At 59.3% G+C, this 16,182-nt stretch carries 11 protein-coding genes; 4 read left to right on the top strand and 7 right to left on the bottom strand.

Going from position 1 to position 16,182, the window contains the following annotated elements; genetic code table 11:
• Positions 1–55: 55 nt before the first annotated feature.
• From HGP12_RS29305 to HGP12_RS29285, 5 genes are all read right to left on the bottom strand, one after another.
• Entirely contained in the window at positions 56–529 is a 474-nt protein-coding gene (locus HGP12_RS29305) for an N-acetyltransferase (RefSeq protein WP_168843078.1), read from the bottom strand.
• 59 nt (positions 530–588) lie between these two features.
• The gene (locus tag HGP12_RS29300) at positions 589–1,179 is read right to left on the bottom strand and encodes a sigma-70 family RNA polymerase sigma factor (protein WP_168843044.1); all 591 of its coding nucleotides are present in this window, start codon (positions 1,177–1,179) and stop codon (positions 589–591) included.
• 165 nt (positions 1,180–1,344) lie between these two features.
• Positions 1,345–2,064: a 4'-phosphopantetheinyl transferase superfamily protein gene (locus HGP12_RS29295; protein WP_312862952.1), complete on the bottom strand. Its 720-nt coding sequence runs from the start codon at positions 2,062–2,064 to the stop codon at positions 1,345–1,347.
• Position 2,065: 1 nt separating this feature from the next.
• The gene (locus tag HGP12_RS29290; RefSeq protein WP_168843043.1) at positions 2,066–3,385 is read right to left on the bottom strand and encodes a lysine N(6)-hydroxylase/L-ornithine N(5)-oxygenase family protein; all 1,320 of its coding nucleotides are present in this window, start codon (positions 3,383–3,385) and stop codon (positions 2,066–2,068) included.
• Positions 3,386–3,417: 32 nt separating this feature from the next.
• On the bottom strand, positions 3,418–7,416 hold the full coding sequence (locus HGP12_RS29285) for a non-ribosomal peptide synthetase (RefSeq protein ID WP_168843042.1): 3,999 nt from the start codon (positions 7,414–7,416) through the stop codon (positions 3,418–3,420).
• Between the two features lie 316 nt (positions 7,417–7,732).
• Here HGP12_RS29285 and HGP12_RS29280 point away from each other — a divergent pair, with 316 nt between their 5' ends.
• The 4 genes from HGP12_RS29280 to lysA all read left to right on the top strand — a co-directional run bounded on the left by HGP12_RS29280 (position 7,733) and on the right by lysA (position 12,801).
• A complete protein-coding gene (locus HGP12_RS29280) occupies positions 7,733–8,890 on the top strand; it encodes a GNAT family N-acetyltransferase (protein WP_168843041.1) in 1,158 nt (385 codons plus the stop codon).
• Positions 8,887–10,254, top strand: coding sequence for an MATE family efflux transporter (locus HGP12_RS29275; RefSeq protein ID WP_168843040.1), 1,368 nt, complete (start codon positions 8,887–8,889; stop codon positions 10,252–10,254). The genes HGP12_RS29280 and HGP12_RS29275 overlap by 4 nt, the downstream gene beginning before the upstream one ends.
• 14 nt (positions 10,255–10,268) lie before the next feature.
• The gene (locus tag HGP12_RS29270; protein WP_168843039.1) at positions 10,269–11,450 is read left to right on the top strand and encodes a PLP-dependent transferase; all 1,182 of its coding nucleotides are present in this window, start codon (positions 10,269–10,271) and stop codon (positions 11,448–11,450) included.
• A gap of 106 nt (positions 11,451–11,556) precedes the next feature.
• Positions 11,557–12,801: a diaminopimelate decarboxylase gene (gene lysA / locus HGP12_RS29265; RefSeq protein WP_168843038.1), complete on the top strand. Its 1,245-nt coding sequence runs from the start codon at positions 11,557–11,559 to the stop codon at positions 12,799–12,801.
• Between the two features lie 815 nt (positions 12,802–13,616).
• Here the strand turns inward: lysA and HGP12_RS29260 are convergent.
• Together HGP12_RS29260 and HGP12_RS29255 are read right to left on the bottom strand one after the other, a co-directional pair.
• A complete protein-coding gene (locus HGP12_RS29260) occupies positions 13,617–14,627 on the bottom strand; it encodes a zinc-binding alcohol dehydrogenase family protein (RefSeq protein ID WP_168843037.1) in 1,011 nt (336 codons plus the stop codon).
• Positions 14,628–14,771: 144 nt separating this feature from the next.
• On the bottom strand, positions 14,772–15,908 hold the full coding sequence (locus HGP12_RS29255; protein ID WP_168843036.1) for a mannitol dehydrogenase family protein: 1,137 nt from the start codon (positions 15,906–15,908) through the stop codon (positions 14,772–14,774).
• Positions 15,909–16,182: the final 274 nt, after the last annotated feature.

Genomic DNA, 16,182 nt, shown 5'->3' with positions numbered 1-16,182 from the left:
TCCTGCTGAAGCGCTCCGGCTTCCCGAGATGTTGATTGCCGGCGAATCGGCTTTGTTAATTGATTGAAATCAATGGCTTGACGAAGAAAAGACAGGGGTCGCTCTCGCGCCAAAGCGTCGGAAAGATCTCCGCGCGGATGAAGCCGTTCCTGTCATAAAAGGCGCGCGTCTTTTCATATTGCGGCTCGTCTTTGCCACGCGGAGCGAGCGTCTTCACCGTCAACAGCTTGCAATTGGAGGATCGCGCGAATGTCTCGGCGGCGGCCAGCAATCGCTTGCCGACACCGCTGCGATGATATTGGCGCCGCGTTGCGATCACCAGGATTTCCATGGCCGCCGGCGGATGCGCGCGCAGCGAAACGAAGCCGGAGACGGTGTCTGCCTCGATGCAGCCGAACATCGGCAGGGTTTCGACTGCGCCTGCGCAGGCTTCGACGACATCGGGGTCGGTGAACCACTCCGTAAGTTCCGACATGATCGCACGACAGATCGTGCCTTTGAATTCGGTTATCTCGACAGCTTCCTGCATCTGCTTTTCCTTATCCTGTCGGTTGAGCGCCGTTTGCAGAGGATGGCGATGTACTCCCATCAGGCTCGCATCTCCCGTGCCCGCGCGGAGCGGTTTCGCCGGTGGTCGCTGCCGGCAGCACAATTATGATCGGCTTCAAGCGAGATGGCGGCGAGGCAACGCGAATGCGCCTCCCGCAGGAGGCCGCAAACAAGGGCACAGGACACGCCGGCTTCCTTGGCGATGATGTTCTGGGGAATGTCGTCGAAATAGTGCTCCTCGTAGAACTTGCGGGTTCTGGCGGGCATGGCTTCGACCGTGCAGCGAAAGGCCTTGTAGGCCTCGGCTTCATGGAGGTGTTCTTCAGGACTTCCATAGGCGGAGGTGTTGCCGCCGATCTCTTCTTCGACGAACAGGCCGCGTTCATATTGCAGGCGCCGCACATGGTCGGTGGCCAGATTGCGCACCATGCGCATCACATAGGATGCGGGTGCGGCTATGTCTTCCCCAAGCGGCTTGGAGACCAGCTGCAGGAGAACCTCCTGCACGACATCTTCGGCCAAAGTCATGTTACCCGTGATCCTGCGCGCGACGGAGAGAAGTTTCGGATAGGCGTGAAGTGCTGTCTGGAGTTGCTCATTGGAAGTCGACTGCGAATGGTTGGCAATCATGTCGGGCTCTCGCTGAAATCCAAAGTTGCATTTCGTCGTACCCCTCTTTTTGAGAGGGAACCTATAAAACATGATAATGAGAGTCAAGATAGTGAGGCGGAAAAGTGTAGCATCTCCTAAATCATGGCTTATCCGCCTGATTTTATTTTAACTTTTACATGCGATCTATAAGGAAATCCCGCCTATGTGATGCCGCCATTGCGGCTCTGTCGCGGCCCTTGATGTCGCGATAGCCCATTGAAAATCCGTGGTTTCTCCATCACCCATCCGGCCGGATCGGATGAAAATCGGTTCGTCAGACGCTTGGCAATTGATGCTGTAGGTTGTGTCGCCGGGCACGAGTATCACGCTTTGCGGGTCGGCAAGAAAGCCCTGGCCAAGGCATTTCAGCACAGCCTCTTTTTGAACCCAGCAGGCGACAAAGGCATCGTGGCGATCAAGTGCATCCAATTGATGCATTTGATCGAGCTCATGTTCGGAAAGGATCATCGGCATGATCTCGCGGGCCTCCGTCTCCGAAAATGCATCGAGACGTTCGATATCGATGCCGATAAGACCGCCGCGACAGATCGCAAGCGCCACTCGATCGCGCACATGGGAAATATTGAAGTCGATATCGGGATGGTCGGACAGGTAGGGTCTGCCCGACAGCGCAATCGCAATGGATAGCGCCTGCGGCGCGCAGCCGAGCAGATTGCCGAGGACGCGCCGACAAAGGAACCGTCCGGCAACAAAAAGACGCCGCGCTTCGGCCGATCGAAATGCCGCCGCGCGGTGTCTTTCCTGTTCGCTCAACATTCCGTCCGGGATATCAAGTCCGTCGCGCAGATGCAGGCTATGGAGCTCGACCTGCGCGACGCCATCTCCCTCTCGGAGAATGGCCACTTTATTCGGCCGCCTGTCCCATATGCGAAGAGATGTCCGACAAATGTCCGTGGGTTTCCCATTGAACGATGGGGTCAAGCTGGCCGATATTGAAATGCTCACGTCCGAGCAGGGCGTTGGCGATGACGGCGCTGCGCCACGCGGCCAGGCTGAGTTGCGGTTCCGCAATGCCGTGGCTATGGCGGCCGGCATTGAGAACGAAGATGCGGTTTTCACGCGGGCCGTCCCATGCCAGCGAGAAGTCGCTTTCCAGCACCGGCTCGCCGATGGAGCTCAGTTCGATGCGGTTTTCGAGCGAATGCAGGAATTCCGGAAGCACAAAGCGATAGCCGGTTGCAAGGACGATCATGTCGACCGCCAGCGTTTCGATACTGTCATCGAAGCCGTTGCGCATGGTCAGCCGGATTTCGGGACCATCCTGCTCGGCCGCGATGACGTTGCGGAAAGGGCGTAGCGATATGCCGTGATCCGGGGTGCCCGCAGTTTCGAGCTTGCGCTCATAAAGCCGGCGATAGAGCTTTTTCAAGGTGGAGGCGGAAACACCGTCGCTCGCCAGCACCTGCCGGCGCATATGGGTGAGGCGAAGTTCCTCCGGCAGCCCATGGAAGCGTTCCATATAGCCCGGCGTGAACAGTTCGTTGGTAAAGGGCGTGGCATCGAGCGGCTCGAAATTCGGCCGGCGGCTGATCCAGTGAAGGGTCGAGACGGCGTTCAGATCCAGGAGAGCATCGACGATCTCGGCGCCGCTCTGGCCGCCGCCGATAACGGCGACGCGCGGAGCCTTCACATCGCCGAGACGCTGTGTTGCCTCGCTGCTATGGAAAGTCATCGATTTCGGCAGCTGCTCGGCCCAGGCCGGGCGAGCCGGGATCTTGCCGACACCGACGGAAAGATTGCGGGCGTTGGCTAAGCCATCGTCGGTGGCGATGGAGAAGAAGCCGTCATTGGCGTGAACCTCGTGCACGCTTGCGCCGAAGCGAAGCGAGGTCAGCCCGCGTGCGACCCATCCGAGATAATCGGCGAATTCCTTGCGCGGAACGGCTTCATATTCCGCATTAAGAAACTGATAAAAACGTTTGTGAGCAACAAGATAGGAAAGAAAGCTCCAGGGGCTCGTCGGGTTGGTCGCGGTCACCAGATCCTTGAGGATGGAGGTTTGCATCTCGGCACCAGGCAGCATCATCCCCGGATGCCAGGCGAAGGATGGGCGCCGTTCGAAGAAGTGAACCGATAGTTCCGGGACGGAGTCGAGCTGGGCGGCAAGGCTAAGGTTGAACGGACCAATTCCGGCCCCGGCGAGGTCGAGCACGTGCGATGTCATGATGCAGCTCCAGATGATATCGAAGGAGGGGGTTACTTGATGATGCCGGCGGACAGAGAGCCCGGTGCAAAAGCGTGATCGAGCCGTCGCGCGAAACGCTGATGGAAGGGCGTCTTGCCGATGATCGTCAGATGATTGGTGCCGGTGACGATCTCCGAGGCGGTGGCGTTTTGCGAATAGCGCCGCCAGTCGATAACGTTGAGGGCACGTGTGAGGGAATCCTCGGCCGCAAAAGCGTGGATGCGGAAATCGGACTGCTCAAGGCGGTAGTTTCGGAAGATCATCGCATTGTCGATGAGGATCCAGAACGTGTGCTCCTCGGAGCCGATGTCCGGACCGTCTGTTGGCAGCTTGACGTTGTGCTTGACGACATGGTGGAGGAACTGCTCGTAGACTTCCTCGTTCATGGCGGCGAAAAGTCTCTTCCAGTCCTCGCGCATCGGTGTGGTTTCCAACCAGCGTTGAACGGCGGCATGGGTGAGGTCGCGGACCCCATCTTCAAAGCGTGGCATGATGCCGACGGTGAATTCCTCGTCCATGTCGCAGACATCGACCATGCCGATCATGCGCAGGTCGATGTCGCTGCCGAGCTGCTTCGCGGCCTCATAGGCAAGCAGCCCGCCCCACGACCAGCCGAGGAAGGCGCAAGGCCGACCCTTGGCTTTTCTGCGCACGGCCTCGGCGTAGCGCGCCGTGATATCTTCGACGCGGCTGCTGAGCGTCTTGGTTTCGGTCAGTGAATAGCAGATGAAACCCGTTGCCGGTTGTTCCGGGCCGAGATAGTCGACCAGGCGCATATATTCGCGCGTGCTGACGAGGAGACCGGGGAAGCAATAGAGCACGGGCCGATCGCCGTTTCGTCGAAGATAGACCACGTCGACACCGGCCTCATCGCGGTTGCCGTCGATCGCAAGCGCCAGATCGCGCACGGTCGGGTGATTGAACATGTCGGCGATTGTCAGCGGCCATTCGGGATGACGCATCTTCAGGCGCGAGACGATGCGCACGGCCGCCAGCGATTGGCCGCCGATATCGAAGAAATTCTCCGTGACTCCGATGTCGCCGATGTCGAGGATTTCCTTCCAGGCGTCGAGGATCGCCTTTTCCTTGTCATTGGCAGGTGCTGCCATCTCGCGTTCGATACGCGGCGCCGGCAAGGCGGCGCGGTCCAGCTTGCTGTTCGGTCCCATCGGCAGCTTGTCGATCAGCATGATCGTCTGCGGCACCATATAGTCGGGCAGGTCCGTCATGGCGGCGCGGCGCAGCTCGGTAATACCAAGGCTTTCGCCTTCGCGCGGTACCACATAGGCGACAAGCGCGCTGCGCCCGCCTTCATTGTGCAGCAGCACGACCGCTTCGGCCACGCGCTGATCGGAGCGCAGTACGGCTTCGATTTCACCCGGTTCGATGCGGAAGCCGCGCAATTTGATCTGGTGGTCGACGCGGCCGGCGAATTCGACAATGCCGTCCTCCCGCCAGCGGCCGAGATCGCCGGATTTGTAGAGCCGTCCGTTGGGTGAGAACGGATCCGGGATGAAGCGATCCGCCGTCAGCTCCGGCTGGCCGAGATAGCCGCGCGCAAGGCCGCTGCCGCCGATGTAAATCTCGCCGATCACACCGACCGGAACGGGCGCAAGATCGGCATCGAGCACATAGATGCGCCGATCGCCCACGCCGCGGCCGATCGGCGCGACTGTTCCCTCGAAGCGGGTTCCCGCGGGGATTTTCCAGATCATCGGGGTCATGATCGTTTCGGTCGGACCATAGCCGTTGATCAGCAGCCGCGCCTTCAGGTTTTCCGTGATCATATCGAACACCGCCTGCGACAGGGCTTCGCCGCCGAAGGAATAGAGCCGCAGCCGCGGTATCTCGCTGTTCTCGCCGGCATATTCGGCAAGGCCGCGTACATAGCTCGTGGGAAGGCTGGCATTGTTGACGCCGTGGCACTTCATCATCGCGAAGGCATCGTCGGGCGTGGCAAGCTTGTCCTGGGTCAGCACCACTCCGCCGCCGGCCATCAGCGGTACCATCCAGCGCTCATGGCCGCCGTCGGATGTGAAGGGAAGAACAGGATACTCGCAGGACTCCTCGCTCATCTCGTAGATGCGCAGGGTCGCCTTGCAATGATGCGCCAGCGGGTCGTGCTCGACGGCGACGCCTTTCGGCACGCCTGTCGAGCCGGAGGTATAGATGACGTAGGCAAGCTGCTGCGGCGCGATCACGGTCGCAGGCGCTTCGCTGCTTTCCGACGAAAGGTCGACGGTGTCGAGATTGAGGAAGGGCGTTGCAATATCGCTTGGAAGGTTTGCGATGTTCCGTGCGCGGGAAATGACCAGCGAGAGGCCTGGCGCCGCCAGAATATGGCGATTGCGCGCTTCAGGGTGATCGGGCTCGACCGGTGTGAATGCGCCGCCCGATTTCAGAACGGCTAGAATGGCGATGATGGCGTCGATCGATTTTTCGAGTGCGATGGCGACGCGCTTTTCTGGTCCGAGACCCAGCGCGATCAGACGATGCGCCAGCCGATTGGCGGCCGCTTCGAGCTCGCCATGCGTTACCGATTTCTCGCCCTGGGCCACAGCGAAGGCATTCGGCCGTCGTCTCGCCTGCGCGGAGATGACCTCATGGATTGGCGTGCCATCGTCCGGTTCCGGCGTGTCGGGATAGGGCGCGGAAAGCTTGTCCAGCTCTTCAGGCGAAACGAACGGAACTTGCTTGATCTGCTCGCCGGGATTGGTGTTCTGCCGCGCGAGCGCGATGGCGAGATCATCGGCAAAGCGAAGGATCTGCTTCCCGTCATGTTTTAGCGGATCGAAACCGAAGCCGATACGAAGCCTGTCACCGGAAACTGGAGAAACGGTGATGACCAGTTCGGCATCACGGCGTGCCTGGGGCTCGACGACGCTTCGGCTTGCTGCGCCATCGGGTATCTCTTCCGTGAAACGTAGAGCATGTCGCACATCGAGAAGCGTCTTGACGAGGCCGGTCGTGTCGAACAGCTCATCCCGGCGCAGCAGCGCATCGGCAAGCACCTCAAAGGGCAGGGCCTGCCGGGCGGCCGTCTCGATTTCCTCTGCGAATGCCGTGCGGACGTCGGCCAGCGTCATGGCGCCGCTGAGTTCCGTCGTCAGGATCAGCACATCCTCGCTGCGTGCGGCGACCGTCTGACTTTCCGGCCGAGTGACCAGGCCGATCCTTTGCGTACTGTGGCCGGAATGCCGGCGAAGGACGATCCCGAGTGCTGCGAGAAGGTCGCGGGACGTTTCTGCAGTCGCCGACGTCTGGAAAGACCGCCCCGTAACAGGCACTTCAAGCACATGCTCGAACCAGGCCTCGTCGACGATGTCTTTTCCCGCCGACGTCTGTGGCGGCAGCGATGCGACATTCTCTTGCGCTGTCAGCCGCTGGAACCAGAAATCGACCAGCTCCGGTGCCGGATTGCGCGGTGCGCCGTTGCCGGTCATCCAGGACGCTGCGTCGGCTAACGTGGTTTCGGCAATGCCGGCCGACCCGCTGCTGTCGATATTGCGAAGAAAATCCGTTGCCAGCAAATCCAGCGTCACCGCATCGGCAAGGATGGCATGCAGGGAAAACACGGCGCCGACGGCCTGACCGTTCTGCGTAGCGAGAATGAAGCGCGCCGGATTGCCGTTCGTCAGGTCGATCGAGCGGGCCTGTTCGGTGGCGGCGGCTGCGGTCAGTGCCGTGCTCAGATCGCCACCACCAGCCAGTTCCGTCTCGATGATATCGACCGTGCGATCATTTCTCAGGATCTGTTGAACGGTGCCACCCGGCCAGGCCTCGAATTCCGATGTGATGAGGGGATGCTGGCGCGAAAGCATCACAAGGGCCTGGTGCGCCATAGCAGGTGAGACAGGAGGGAAGGTGACGGCGAGTATTTGTCGGCCATAGACGGCTTCGTTACCCGTCTCGGACAGGAGCCAGATGCGCGATTGTGCCGGTGACAGCGAGCATTTGGCGACGTAATCGGAGTCATTCATAGCCTTGGCGTTCCGATCATGGATAGTCATTTCTTCGCCGATCTCCATCAATATTTCTGAATGCATGTTCGGTTTATCAGAATACAATAGGATATGCTTCACAATGCCTATAAATAGACATTGAGTTGAACTAGCCGATTATGCTGACTTTCCTATGCCGACAAATTCCGATGTTTTGGAAATTACCTGGATGTAGCTGCATGACGAATGGCTCCGCGCGAAATTCAGCGGAATCTCAAAAATTATTTTTGGAAAATATTTTGAATTTTTCCTGACGCCGTTCGTCACTGCAGAATTAGCGCCTTGTATTCTGGAGGGCGCGCGGTTTCGAAATATGGAGAAAAAGATGGATGCTTCCGCGGCGTTGAGGGGTGAAAGGACGACGGAGCGATCGTTTGATTTGCGCCTGCCGGCATCAGGTTTTGCAAGCCACGCACTCGCCTGTGTTCAGCCGCTCATCGTGTCGGCGGGGCAGGCATCGGGCAGTTTCCGCGTCCAGCAAAATGGCATTGAGGTTGCCTCGGGCTTTCTCTCAGGCCGCGCCGCCAAGCAGCTGGTCTTTGACACCATATCTTCAGCCGCTTCGCCTGCTTCCGGTGAGGATATCGTCAATGCCGTCTCGGAAGCCGTTCTGGCGTGCAATCCGCACGTGGATTGCCTCGAGATCGAGTTTGCAGACGATGGCCTTGCGAAGCGTCTGGTGGAAACGGGCGCGATCGAGCGCCGGGGTGATCGCTTGATCGTGCGCCCCGAATCCTTCTTTCAGCAGGCAAAATCCTGGGTTGGAAGCCTGCCCCCTGCCTTTCCGGAAGTGCCGGTCCTCACGAACAATGTTCTTCATCCGCAAAGGTCGCCGAAGCCTATTGGCGCCATATACAACCGCTTCATTCCCTGGCTGAACACGCAGCTTGGCTTCCACGTCGCCGATATCGAGGCTGATCTTGCGCATTTCCATCGCTGGATGAACAATCCCAGGGTGGCCGCCATATGGGAGGACAGCGGCGATCTTTCCTATCACCGTGATTTCATTGCAGTCCGCCTGGCTGATCCGCGGACGTTGCCGCTGATCGGAACGTTCGGTGGCGTGCCCTTCGGCTATTTCGAACTCTATTGGGCCAAGGAAGATCGGATCGGCCCGCACTACGAAGCCGAAGGTTACGACCGCGGCTGGCACGTGGCGATTGGCGAAGACGATTTCCGCGGAAAAGCCTTCGTCAGCGCGTGGCTGCCGTCACTGATGCACTACATGTTCCTGGCCGATCCGCGCACCAGACGCATCGTCGGCGAGCCGATCCATCATCATGCCCAGCAGATCCGCAATCTCGACCGCTCGGGTTTCGCCAAGGTCAAGCACATCCAGTTTCCGCACAAAAAGGCGCTTTTGGTCATGCTGTTGCGCGAGCGCTTCTTCATGGACCGACTGCTGTCGCCGGATCTCACCGGGCTGTTCGGTGAGGACGGCCTGCCCGTTCTGGGTTCACTGCCGCGAGATGCAGCGCGATGAAGGCAGCCGTCGACATGAACGATCCGCGCATCATGCGGCTCGTTCTGACGGTCGCGCTGCCGGCGGTGGCGGGATTGGCCGCCAGCGCCGGGCATCATGCGGTCAATGCGATCTTTCTCGGCGCTCTGGGGCCGAATGTGCTGGCCGGCATCAGCCTGGTCATGCCGCTTTTTCTGTTGGTCGCGGCGGCAGGTCAGGGGCTCGGCATCGGCCTTGCCACGTTTTTGGCACGCCATCTCGGCGAGGGTGATCTGAAAGCCGCGTCCTCCGTTGCCGCGACGGCGCTGGCGGCAACGATCCCGCTCGGCATCCTCCTCTCCGTACTGATCTATCTCGGACTGCCTGATTTCGTCGGAGCACTCGGCGCAAGCGACAATCTTCTTACCCCGGGACTGGACTACGGGCGGCTGTTCGCTTTCGGCGTAACGCTTGGACTTCTGCAGGCAGTCTGCGACTTCATCGCGATTGCCGAGGGGAATTCACGCTTCTCGATGATCGTGCTGATCGCCACCTTCGCCCTGAACGCCGTCCTCGATCCCGTTTTCATTTTCCTCTTCAAGCTCGGCGCATCAGGCGCGGCGCTGTCGACCATCATTTCCTCCATCGCGGCACTGGTCTGCTATTTTGTCTACTTTATTCGCAAGTGGGGAATGGTCAGCATCACCGGCGGCCTGATACGTTGGCGGTTGTTGCGGCCAATCGCGAGGGTCGGCATTCCCGCCGCCGCGACCAGCATCGTGAGCGGCTTCGGATTTCTCATCCTGATGCGGGAGGCCGCGGTTCATGGCGGCGATACGGGTGTGGCCGCGACAGCGATCGCCATCCGTCTGATGACTTTGGGGCAGCTTCCCTTGTTCGGGTTTTGCCTTGGCGCACAGAGCGTCGTCAGCCATGCCTTCGGTGCGGGCGATGCTCAGCGGTTGAAGGCCGTCATCCGCTTCATGCTCGCGGTGACCGTACCGGCGGCTTTGCTTTATTCCGTCCTGCTGTTCCTGGCGGCGGTACCGATCGCGCGCCTGTTCACCGATAGTCCGCAAGTTGTCGGCGAAGCGGTGCCCTGGCTGCGCGCGCTTTTTCCGGTCTTCCCGCTGGCAGCTTTTCAATTCGTACTGCTGGTGATGCTGCAATCACGGGGCAGGGCTGGCCTATCCGCCCTGGTCGGGCTCGCGCCGCAAGGCTATCTGCTGATCCCGCTTCTTCTTCTGCTGCCACTGTGGATGGGCTTTGGCGGCATTTCGGCAGCACCCGCGGTCGCTGCCATCCTCGCCGCAATTCTTGGCCTTTTCGTCGCTCGGCGGGAATGGCTCGCCATTTTGCCGGCGGATGCACCAAGCCTGGCCGGCCAATCGACACTTCACCCCTGACCATGAGGAACGTCATGAACGAGACCCCGAGATTCGATGCTTACAGACACGCCATTCCGGATGCGTTGATGCCGCCTCGCGACGATCCTTTTGATGCGGCGGTGCCGCCGATCTACCAGACATCTCTCTTTCTGTTCGATAGCTACAAGGAACTGGAGGATGTTTTTGCCGGCCGCTCGAAGAAGCCGATCTATTCACGTGGCGACAATCCGACGGTGCGGCTTCTGGAGCGCAAGATCGCCCAGATGGAGGGCGCCGAAGAAGCGCGCGCCTTTTCGAGCGGCATGGGCGCTATCGCAGCGGCGATCCTCGCTTTCGTCGGCCCGGGCGACCGCATCGTCACCGTGCGGCATGTCTATAGCGACGCTTTCCGCTTCTTCGAAAAGGTTCTGAAGCGCTTCGGTGTCGTCGTCGACTATATCGACGGCACGGATACAGAGGCGATGATCGAGGCACTTCCCGGCGCCAAGCTTGCCTATCTCGAAAACCCGACATCGATGGTTTTCGAGTTGCAGGATCTGCCAGCCATCGCCGAGGCGGCGCGCCGTCATGGGGTCGTGACGATGGTCGACAATTCCTGGGCAACGCCGCTCTACCAAAAGCCGCTCTCCGTCGGGGTCGATATCGTCATTCACGCCGCCTCGAAATATCTCGGCGGGCAGAGCGATACCGTGGCCGGCCTCGTTGCCGGCTCAAAGGTGCATATCGATCGCATCAACAGCGAAACCTATCCCTATACGGGTGCGAAGCTCGCCCCTTTCGAAGCGTGGCTTATCCTGCGTAATCTTGAGACCCTGCCGTTCCGTATGCGCCATCATCATGAAGCCGGCCTAGAAGTGGCATCCTGGCTGCAGGCGCATGGGGATGTGACCAATGTCATGCATCCGGCACTGGGCGATCATCCCGGAAAGCGCACTTTCAGCGGCTTCGGCGCGCTGTTTTCCTTCGAAGTTTCCGATCGCATCGACGTCGCCGATTTCGTCGACGCGCTGCGCCTCATCCGCATTGGCGTCAGCTGGGGTGGGCCGGAAAGCCTCGTGGTGCCGGCCAAGGCGGCGCTCAGCATCTCGCCAGAGACCAATGTCTTCGCGCGCTTCGGGGTCAGCGACCGCACGATCCGCCTCAATGTCGGTCTACACGCGGCAAAGGACGTCATTGCCGATCTCGAGCAGGCGCTCGTGGCCGCGAAACGTTAGTCGGCCTCTGTGCTTTCATATCGTAAGGCGGGCGGAGTGGCACTGTCGCTCCGCCCATACTATTATTCATTGTTGATCTATTCCCGCCCTGACCGATTGAGACAAGATGACCATTCCTTCCAATGAAACACTGAGCTCGCTTGCCGGTGAATATGGAACGCCGCTCTGGATCTACGATGCTGCCGCGATCCGTCGCCGTATCGCGCAACTCTCCGCCTTCGACGTCGTTCGCTACGCGCAAAAGGCCTGTTCGAACATTCATATCCTGCGGAAAATGCGCAAGGCGGGCGTGCGGGTCGATGCCGTCTCGCTCGGCGAGATCGAGCGGGCGATGCGGGCCGGCTTCGTCGCTGGCGGCGTGTCGGGTGCGGCGGAGCTGGTCTTCACCGCCGATGTCTTCGACCGGCCGACCCTTGACCGCGTTGTTGCCGACAAGGTCGAGGTGAATATCGGCTCCATCGACATGCTGCATCAGCTTGGCGAACGCTCGCCTGGCCATAGAGTCTGGCTGCGCATCAATCCGGGTTTTGGACATGGCCATAGCAAGAAAACCAATACCGGTGGCGAAAGCAGCAAGCACGGCATCTGGTTCGAGCAATTGCAGGAGGCCGTGGCGCTGACGCGCCAATATTCCCTGACGCTGGTCGGCCTGCATATGCATATCGGCTCCGGCGTCGATTATGGGCACTTACAGCGCGTCTGCGGCGCTATGGTCGGTTTTTGCCGCGAGCTTGATGTCGCTATCGAGGCGATCTCATCCGGTGGTGGTCTTTCCGTGCCTTACAGAGAGGGCGAGGAGGAGATCGATCCCGCTCATTATTTCTCGCTCTGGGACGCGGCGCGGCGCGAGATCGAAACGCATTTCGGCCATCCGATCCGGCTGGAAATCGAGCCGGGACGGTTCTTAACCGCCGATTCCGGCGTATTGCTTGCCGAGGTGAGAGCAGTGAAGATGATGGGCCGCAATCGCTTCGTGCTTGTCGATGCGGGTTTCAGCGACCTTGCCCGTCCGGCCATGTATGGCAGTTATCATCAGATATCGGTGATCCCTGGCAAGGCACCCCGCAATGCCGCAGGCACAATCTTTCCGACCGTCGTCGCAGGTCCCCTTTGCGAATCCGGCGATGTCTTCACGCAGACGGACACCGGCACTGTCGAGACCCGCGATCTCCCGGAAGCCCATGTCGGCGACTATCTCGTATTCCATGGCGCCGGCGCCTATGGAGCGACAATGTCGTCGAACTACAATAGCCGCCTCTATGCACCGGAGGTGCTTCTTGACGGCACTACCCACCGATTGATCCGCAGGCGGCAGACCTTGGATGAGCTGTTGCTGCTGGAGAAGGTTTAGGCGGGGTGGTTAGGGACCGCTACGGCGTCTTAAAGACGACAGTTCTCGATTTTATTGCAATAAAACAGCTGCTTATAGGTGAGAGTTAATGGAAATGCGCCTCACGGTCCAAGGTGCAATTTCTCCTACCATCATCGACAGCGTAAAAAGCGCCATAGCGCTCAAAACACCAAAGATAGGCAGAAGCGTTAGCATGATGCGACGGGCGAGCATTTTTCGCGGGAAGTCATGGTTGCTCTGCAATATCTGAAATCATTTGAAGCCTGGCAAACGTACGATCGGTACGATTTCGACGCATTTTAAACGACAACGACGCAAAATGTATAGTGCCTTTGCGAAAGCGCTCACAGCGCACTGATCGTGTATCCATTATATAGCGGGGCACCGCGGCCGCGCCGAAACGTCAGTGGAAATATTTTTTCATTGAGACGTTACTTACCTGTAATATCTGCCCTTGGGGCATTCAGGAATGGTGGACGCGATGAACGAAGATTTGCCTCATATCGAACCGGAATGGAAAAGCGCTCTGGCGGTCATTGTTGTAGCACTTGCCGGCATGTGTCTGATTATGGTGGCTTTTTTACTCTAACCCCGAGTAGTCGTCCGACTGCGCCTGGCTAATTGAGGTTTGTTAAGCGGTATGACAACGCCTCGGTCGACCTGGCAATAGGACTGGAGGCGATGTGTTTTTCGACAATTGCAAGATTGCATTTCGACTCGGCCGGCCGTTTTCCAATATTTATTGCCGAGACACAGTCGGTTGCGATTTCACTGTCCTGGAAGGCGCGAAGACGAACTGAACCGGTCCCGGGCATTTAGATATCCAGTATAGCCTTGATCACCCCAGCCTCGGGTCGCAGCCAATCCTTGAACAGCGAGGACCCATCAGCAAGCGACCCCCGGTGCGTGTTCAACGCTTTCGTCGGCACCCGGCCATTTTCCATTTGCTTCACCACCTCGGCAAAATCGTCCGGCTGCGCATTGCGGCTGGCGAAGAGGGTGGTTTCGCGCTTGTGAAATTCCGGGTCGGAGAAGGTGATGTCGTCGCGCACGACGCTGACGAGGACGTAACGGCCGCCGTGGGCGACGAAGCCGAAGCCGCGTTGCATGGCCTTGGTGTTGCCGGTTGCGTCAATGACGACGTCGAAGAAATCGCCGTCGGTGAGGCGTTTTGCTTGAGCTTCCGCCTCGTTATTGGCGATGAGCGTCCGATCGGCGCCAAGCGAGGTGATGGTGAAATTCAATCGGTCCTCACGGACATCCATGACGGTGACGTCGGCGCCGCGCGCCTTGGCGAATATGATGGCCGACATGCCGATCGGACCCGAGCCGACGACGAGAACGCGGTCGGCGTCGGTAATGCCGCCACGCTTGACGCCATGGGCGCCGATCGCCAGAAACTCGATCATCGCAGCTTCGTCGAGCGAGGCCTTGCCGGCGGAGATGACATTCGGCTCTGGCACACAGATGAATTCGCTCATGCCACCATCACGATGTACGCCAAGCACCGCGATGTTTTGGCAGGCATTGGTCACGCCGCGCCGACAAGCGATGCATTTGCCGCAGGCAAGATAGGGAACGATATAGACATTTTCCTCATTCTTAAGGCGGCTCGAACCATTTGCATCCTCCACCGTACCGGACAGCTCATGACCCATGACGCGCGGATATTCGAGAAAAGGATGCTTGCCTTGATAGATGTGGAAATCCGTGCCGCAGATGCCGACGCGTCTGATGCGCACCAGCACCTCGCCTTCGGCAGGCGTCGGGACATCGCGCTCGATCAGGGAGAGCCGGCCGGGTTCGTTGCAGATCAATGTTTTCATCGTGATGCACTCTCGAAAGGCCGGCGACGCCGGCCGTTGGTGTTTAAGAGGGGGCATTTGCCGACGTCGCCAAACGGCGAGCCGGGGCCTCGGTTCATTCATCATAGTCCCGCGCCAACTGCGCTTCGAAGCCCCGCATGGACATCACGGAGTCGTTTCGATCAAGGCATGGCGGGCTGCGATTTCTCTAAGGACCGGCGCATCTAAGGGACTGGCTGCCTTATCCGCCCAATCCAGGAAGGCCTGAATACGGCGAGCGACCTTCTCGCGGTGATGCTGAGCGATGTCGGCAATGCGATGCTCGAGAAAGGGATTAAGGAAGCGATCGAGCGTCGTCGCCACATAGGCCTTCGCCTCATCGCCCATGCCGTTTGCGGCAAAGCCGGGTAACACTTCGGTCTGATAGAGCGCATCCAGCCTTGCGCGTATTTCCTTGTCGGCCAGTATGGCACGCACCGTCTCGTTCTCCGGTCGGTTTTCACGTTGCCAGATTTCGGCAAGGACAGTGTGGCCGAGATTGAGGATATGCAGTTTCAGACGCTCGTAGCGGTCGAGATCGTCGGTTAGCACGATGCTCGGGTGGCTGCATGGCAGGCGGACGCCCGGAGCCCGCTTGATCGCCCACAGCGCATAGGGTTCGGCAACCGCGCCGATTGGTTCGATTGGCTGCGAAACGATCCGGTCGACCAGGGTCTCGGCAAACGCGACGTGGTCGTCGAGCCAGGTGACGAATTGTGTTGGCACAGCGTTGAGCTCAGCGCAGTTGATGACCGCCTGTTTCAGAATGCGGCCATTGCCTGTCACGAGTTCGCAGGGCAGCACGACCAACGGCCGGCCGGATGCCTGCCAGCGTTTGACGAGCAGTGCTGCAAGCTTGGCGGGAAAGGAGCGTGGAACCTGGCCATCCGCACCAAAACTGTCTTCGTCCCGCGATGTCTCATATCCGGTGTCGCCGGTATTGGAGATGACGAATTCGGCTTCCTTGACAAAGAGCCTCGATAGTTCGTCCCAATGCTCGACGGCCGAGAGGCCGCGATCGACGCTGGTCACTTGGACGGTGCGATCGACAGGTTGTCCGGACACCATGCCGCGGATGACGACCGGATATCCGCCCGTCTTGCCAAAGGCGCCGACACGTCCGCTGCGGCTGCTGGCGCCGGAAACCTGAACGACGGTGATCGGCCCGACATCCTGGCCTGATTGTCTTGCCTCATGCACGAAGAACGCCGCATGGGCTTGCAGAAACCGGCTGGTGCCAAATTGAATGATCCGCGCGCTCAAGACAGGCCTCTCTTGCCTTCAATGTTGATCGATATTGCCGCTTGACGGGGGGACGTGCAGACATCTAGCAATCCTCCCGGCATATTTGTTTTTTATCTATAGAAAACAGTTAAGCAAGCAGCCGTCAAATGTTTTTTATGTGGATAAACAGGCGATGGAGCAGCATGCCTTCAATCGAACGCGGCGTTCGTTGTCATATTTCACGATCAAATATTCATAGACGCGTGGGCACACGCCCCTTGGCATGAACGGCCGCGTTACCGAAGACGATGAC

The sequence above is a fragment of the Rhizobium sp. P28RR-XV genome (assembly GCF_012641385.1).
Classification (GTDB): domain Bacteria; phylum Pseudomonadota; class Alphaproteobacteria; order Rhizobiales; family Rhizobiaceae; genus Rhizobium.
This window is presented reverse-complemented; position numbering and strand designations above follow the sequence as displayed.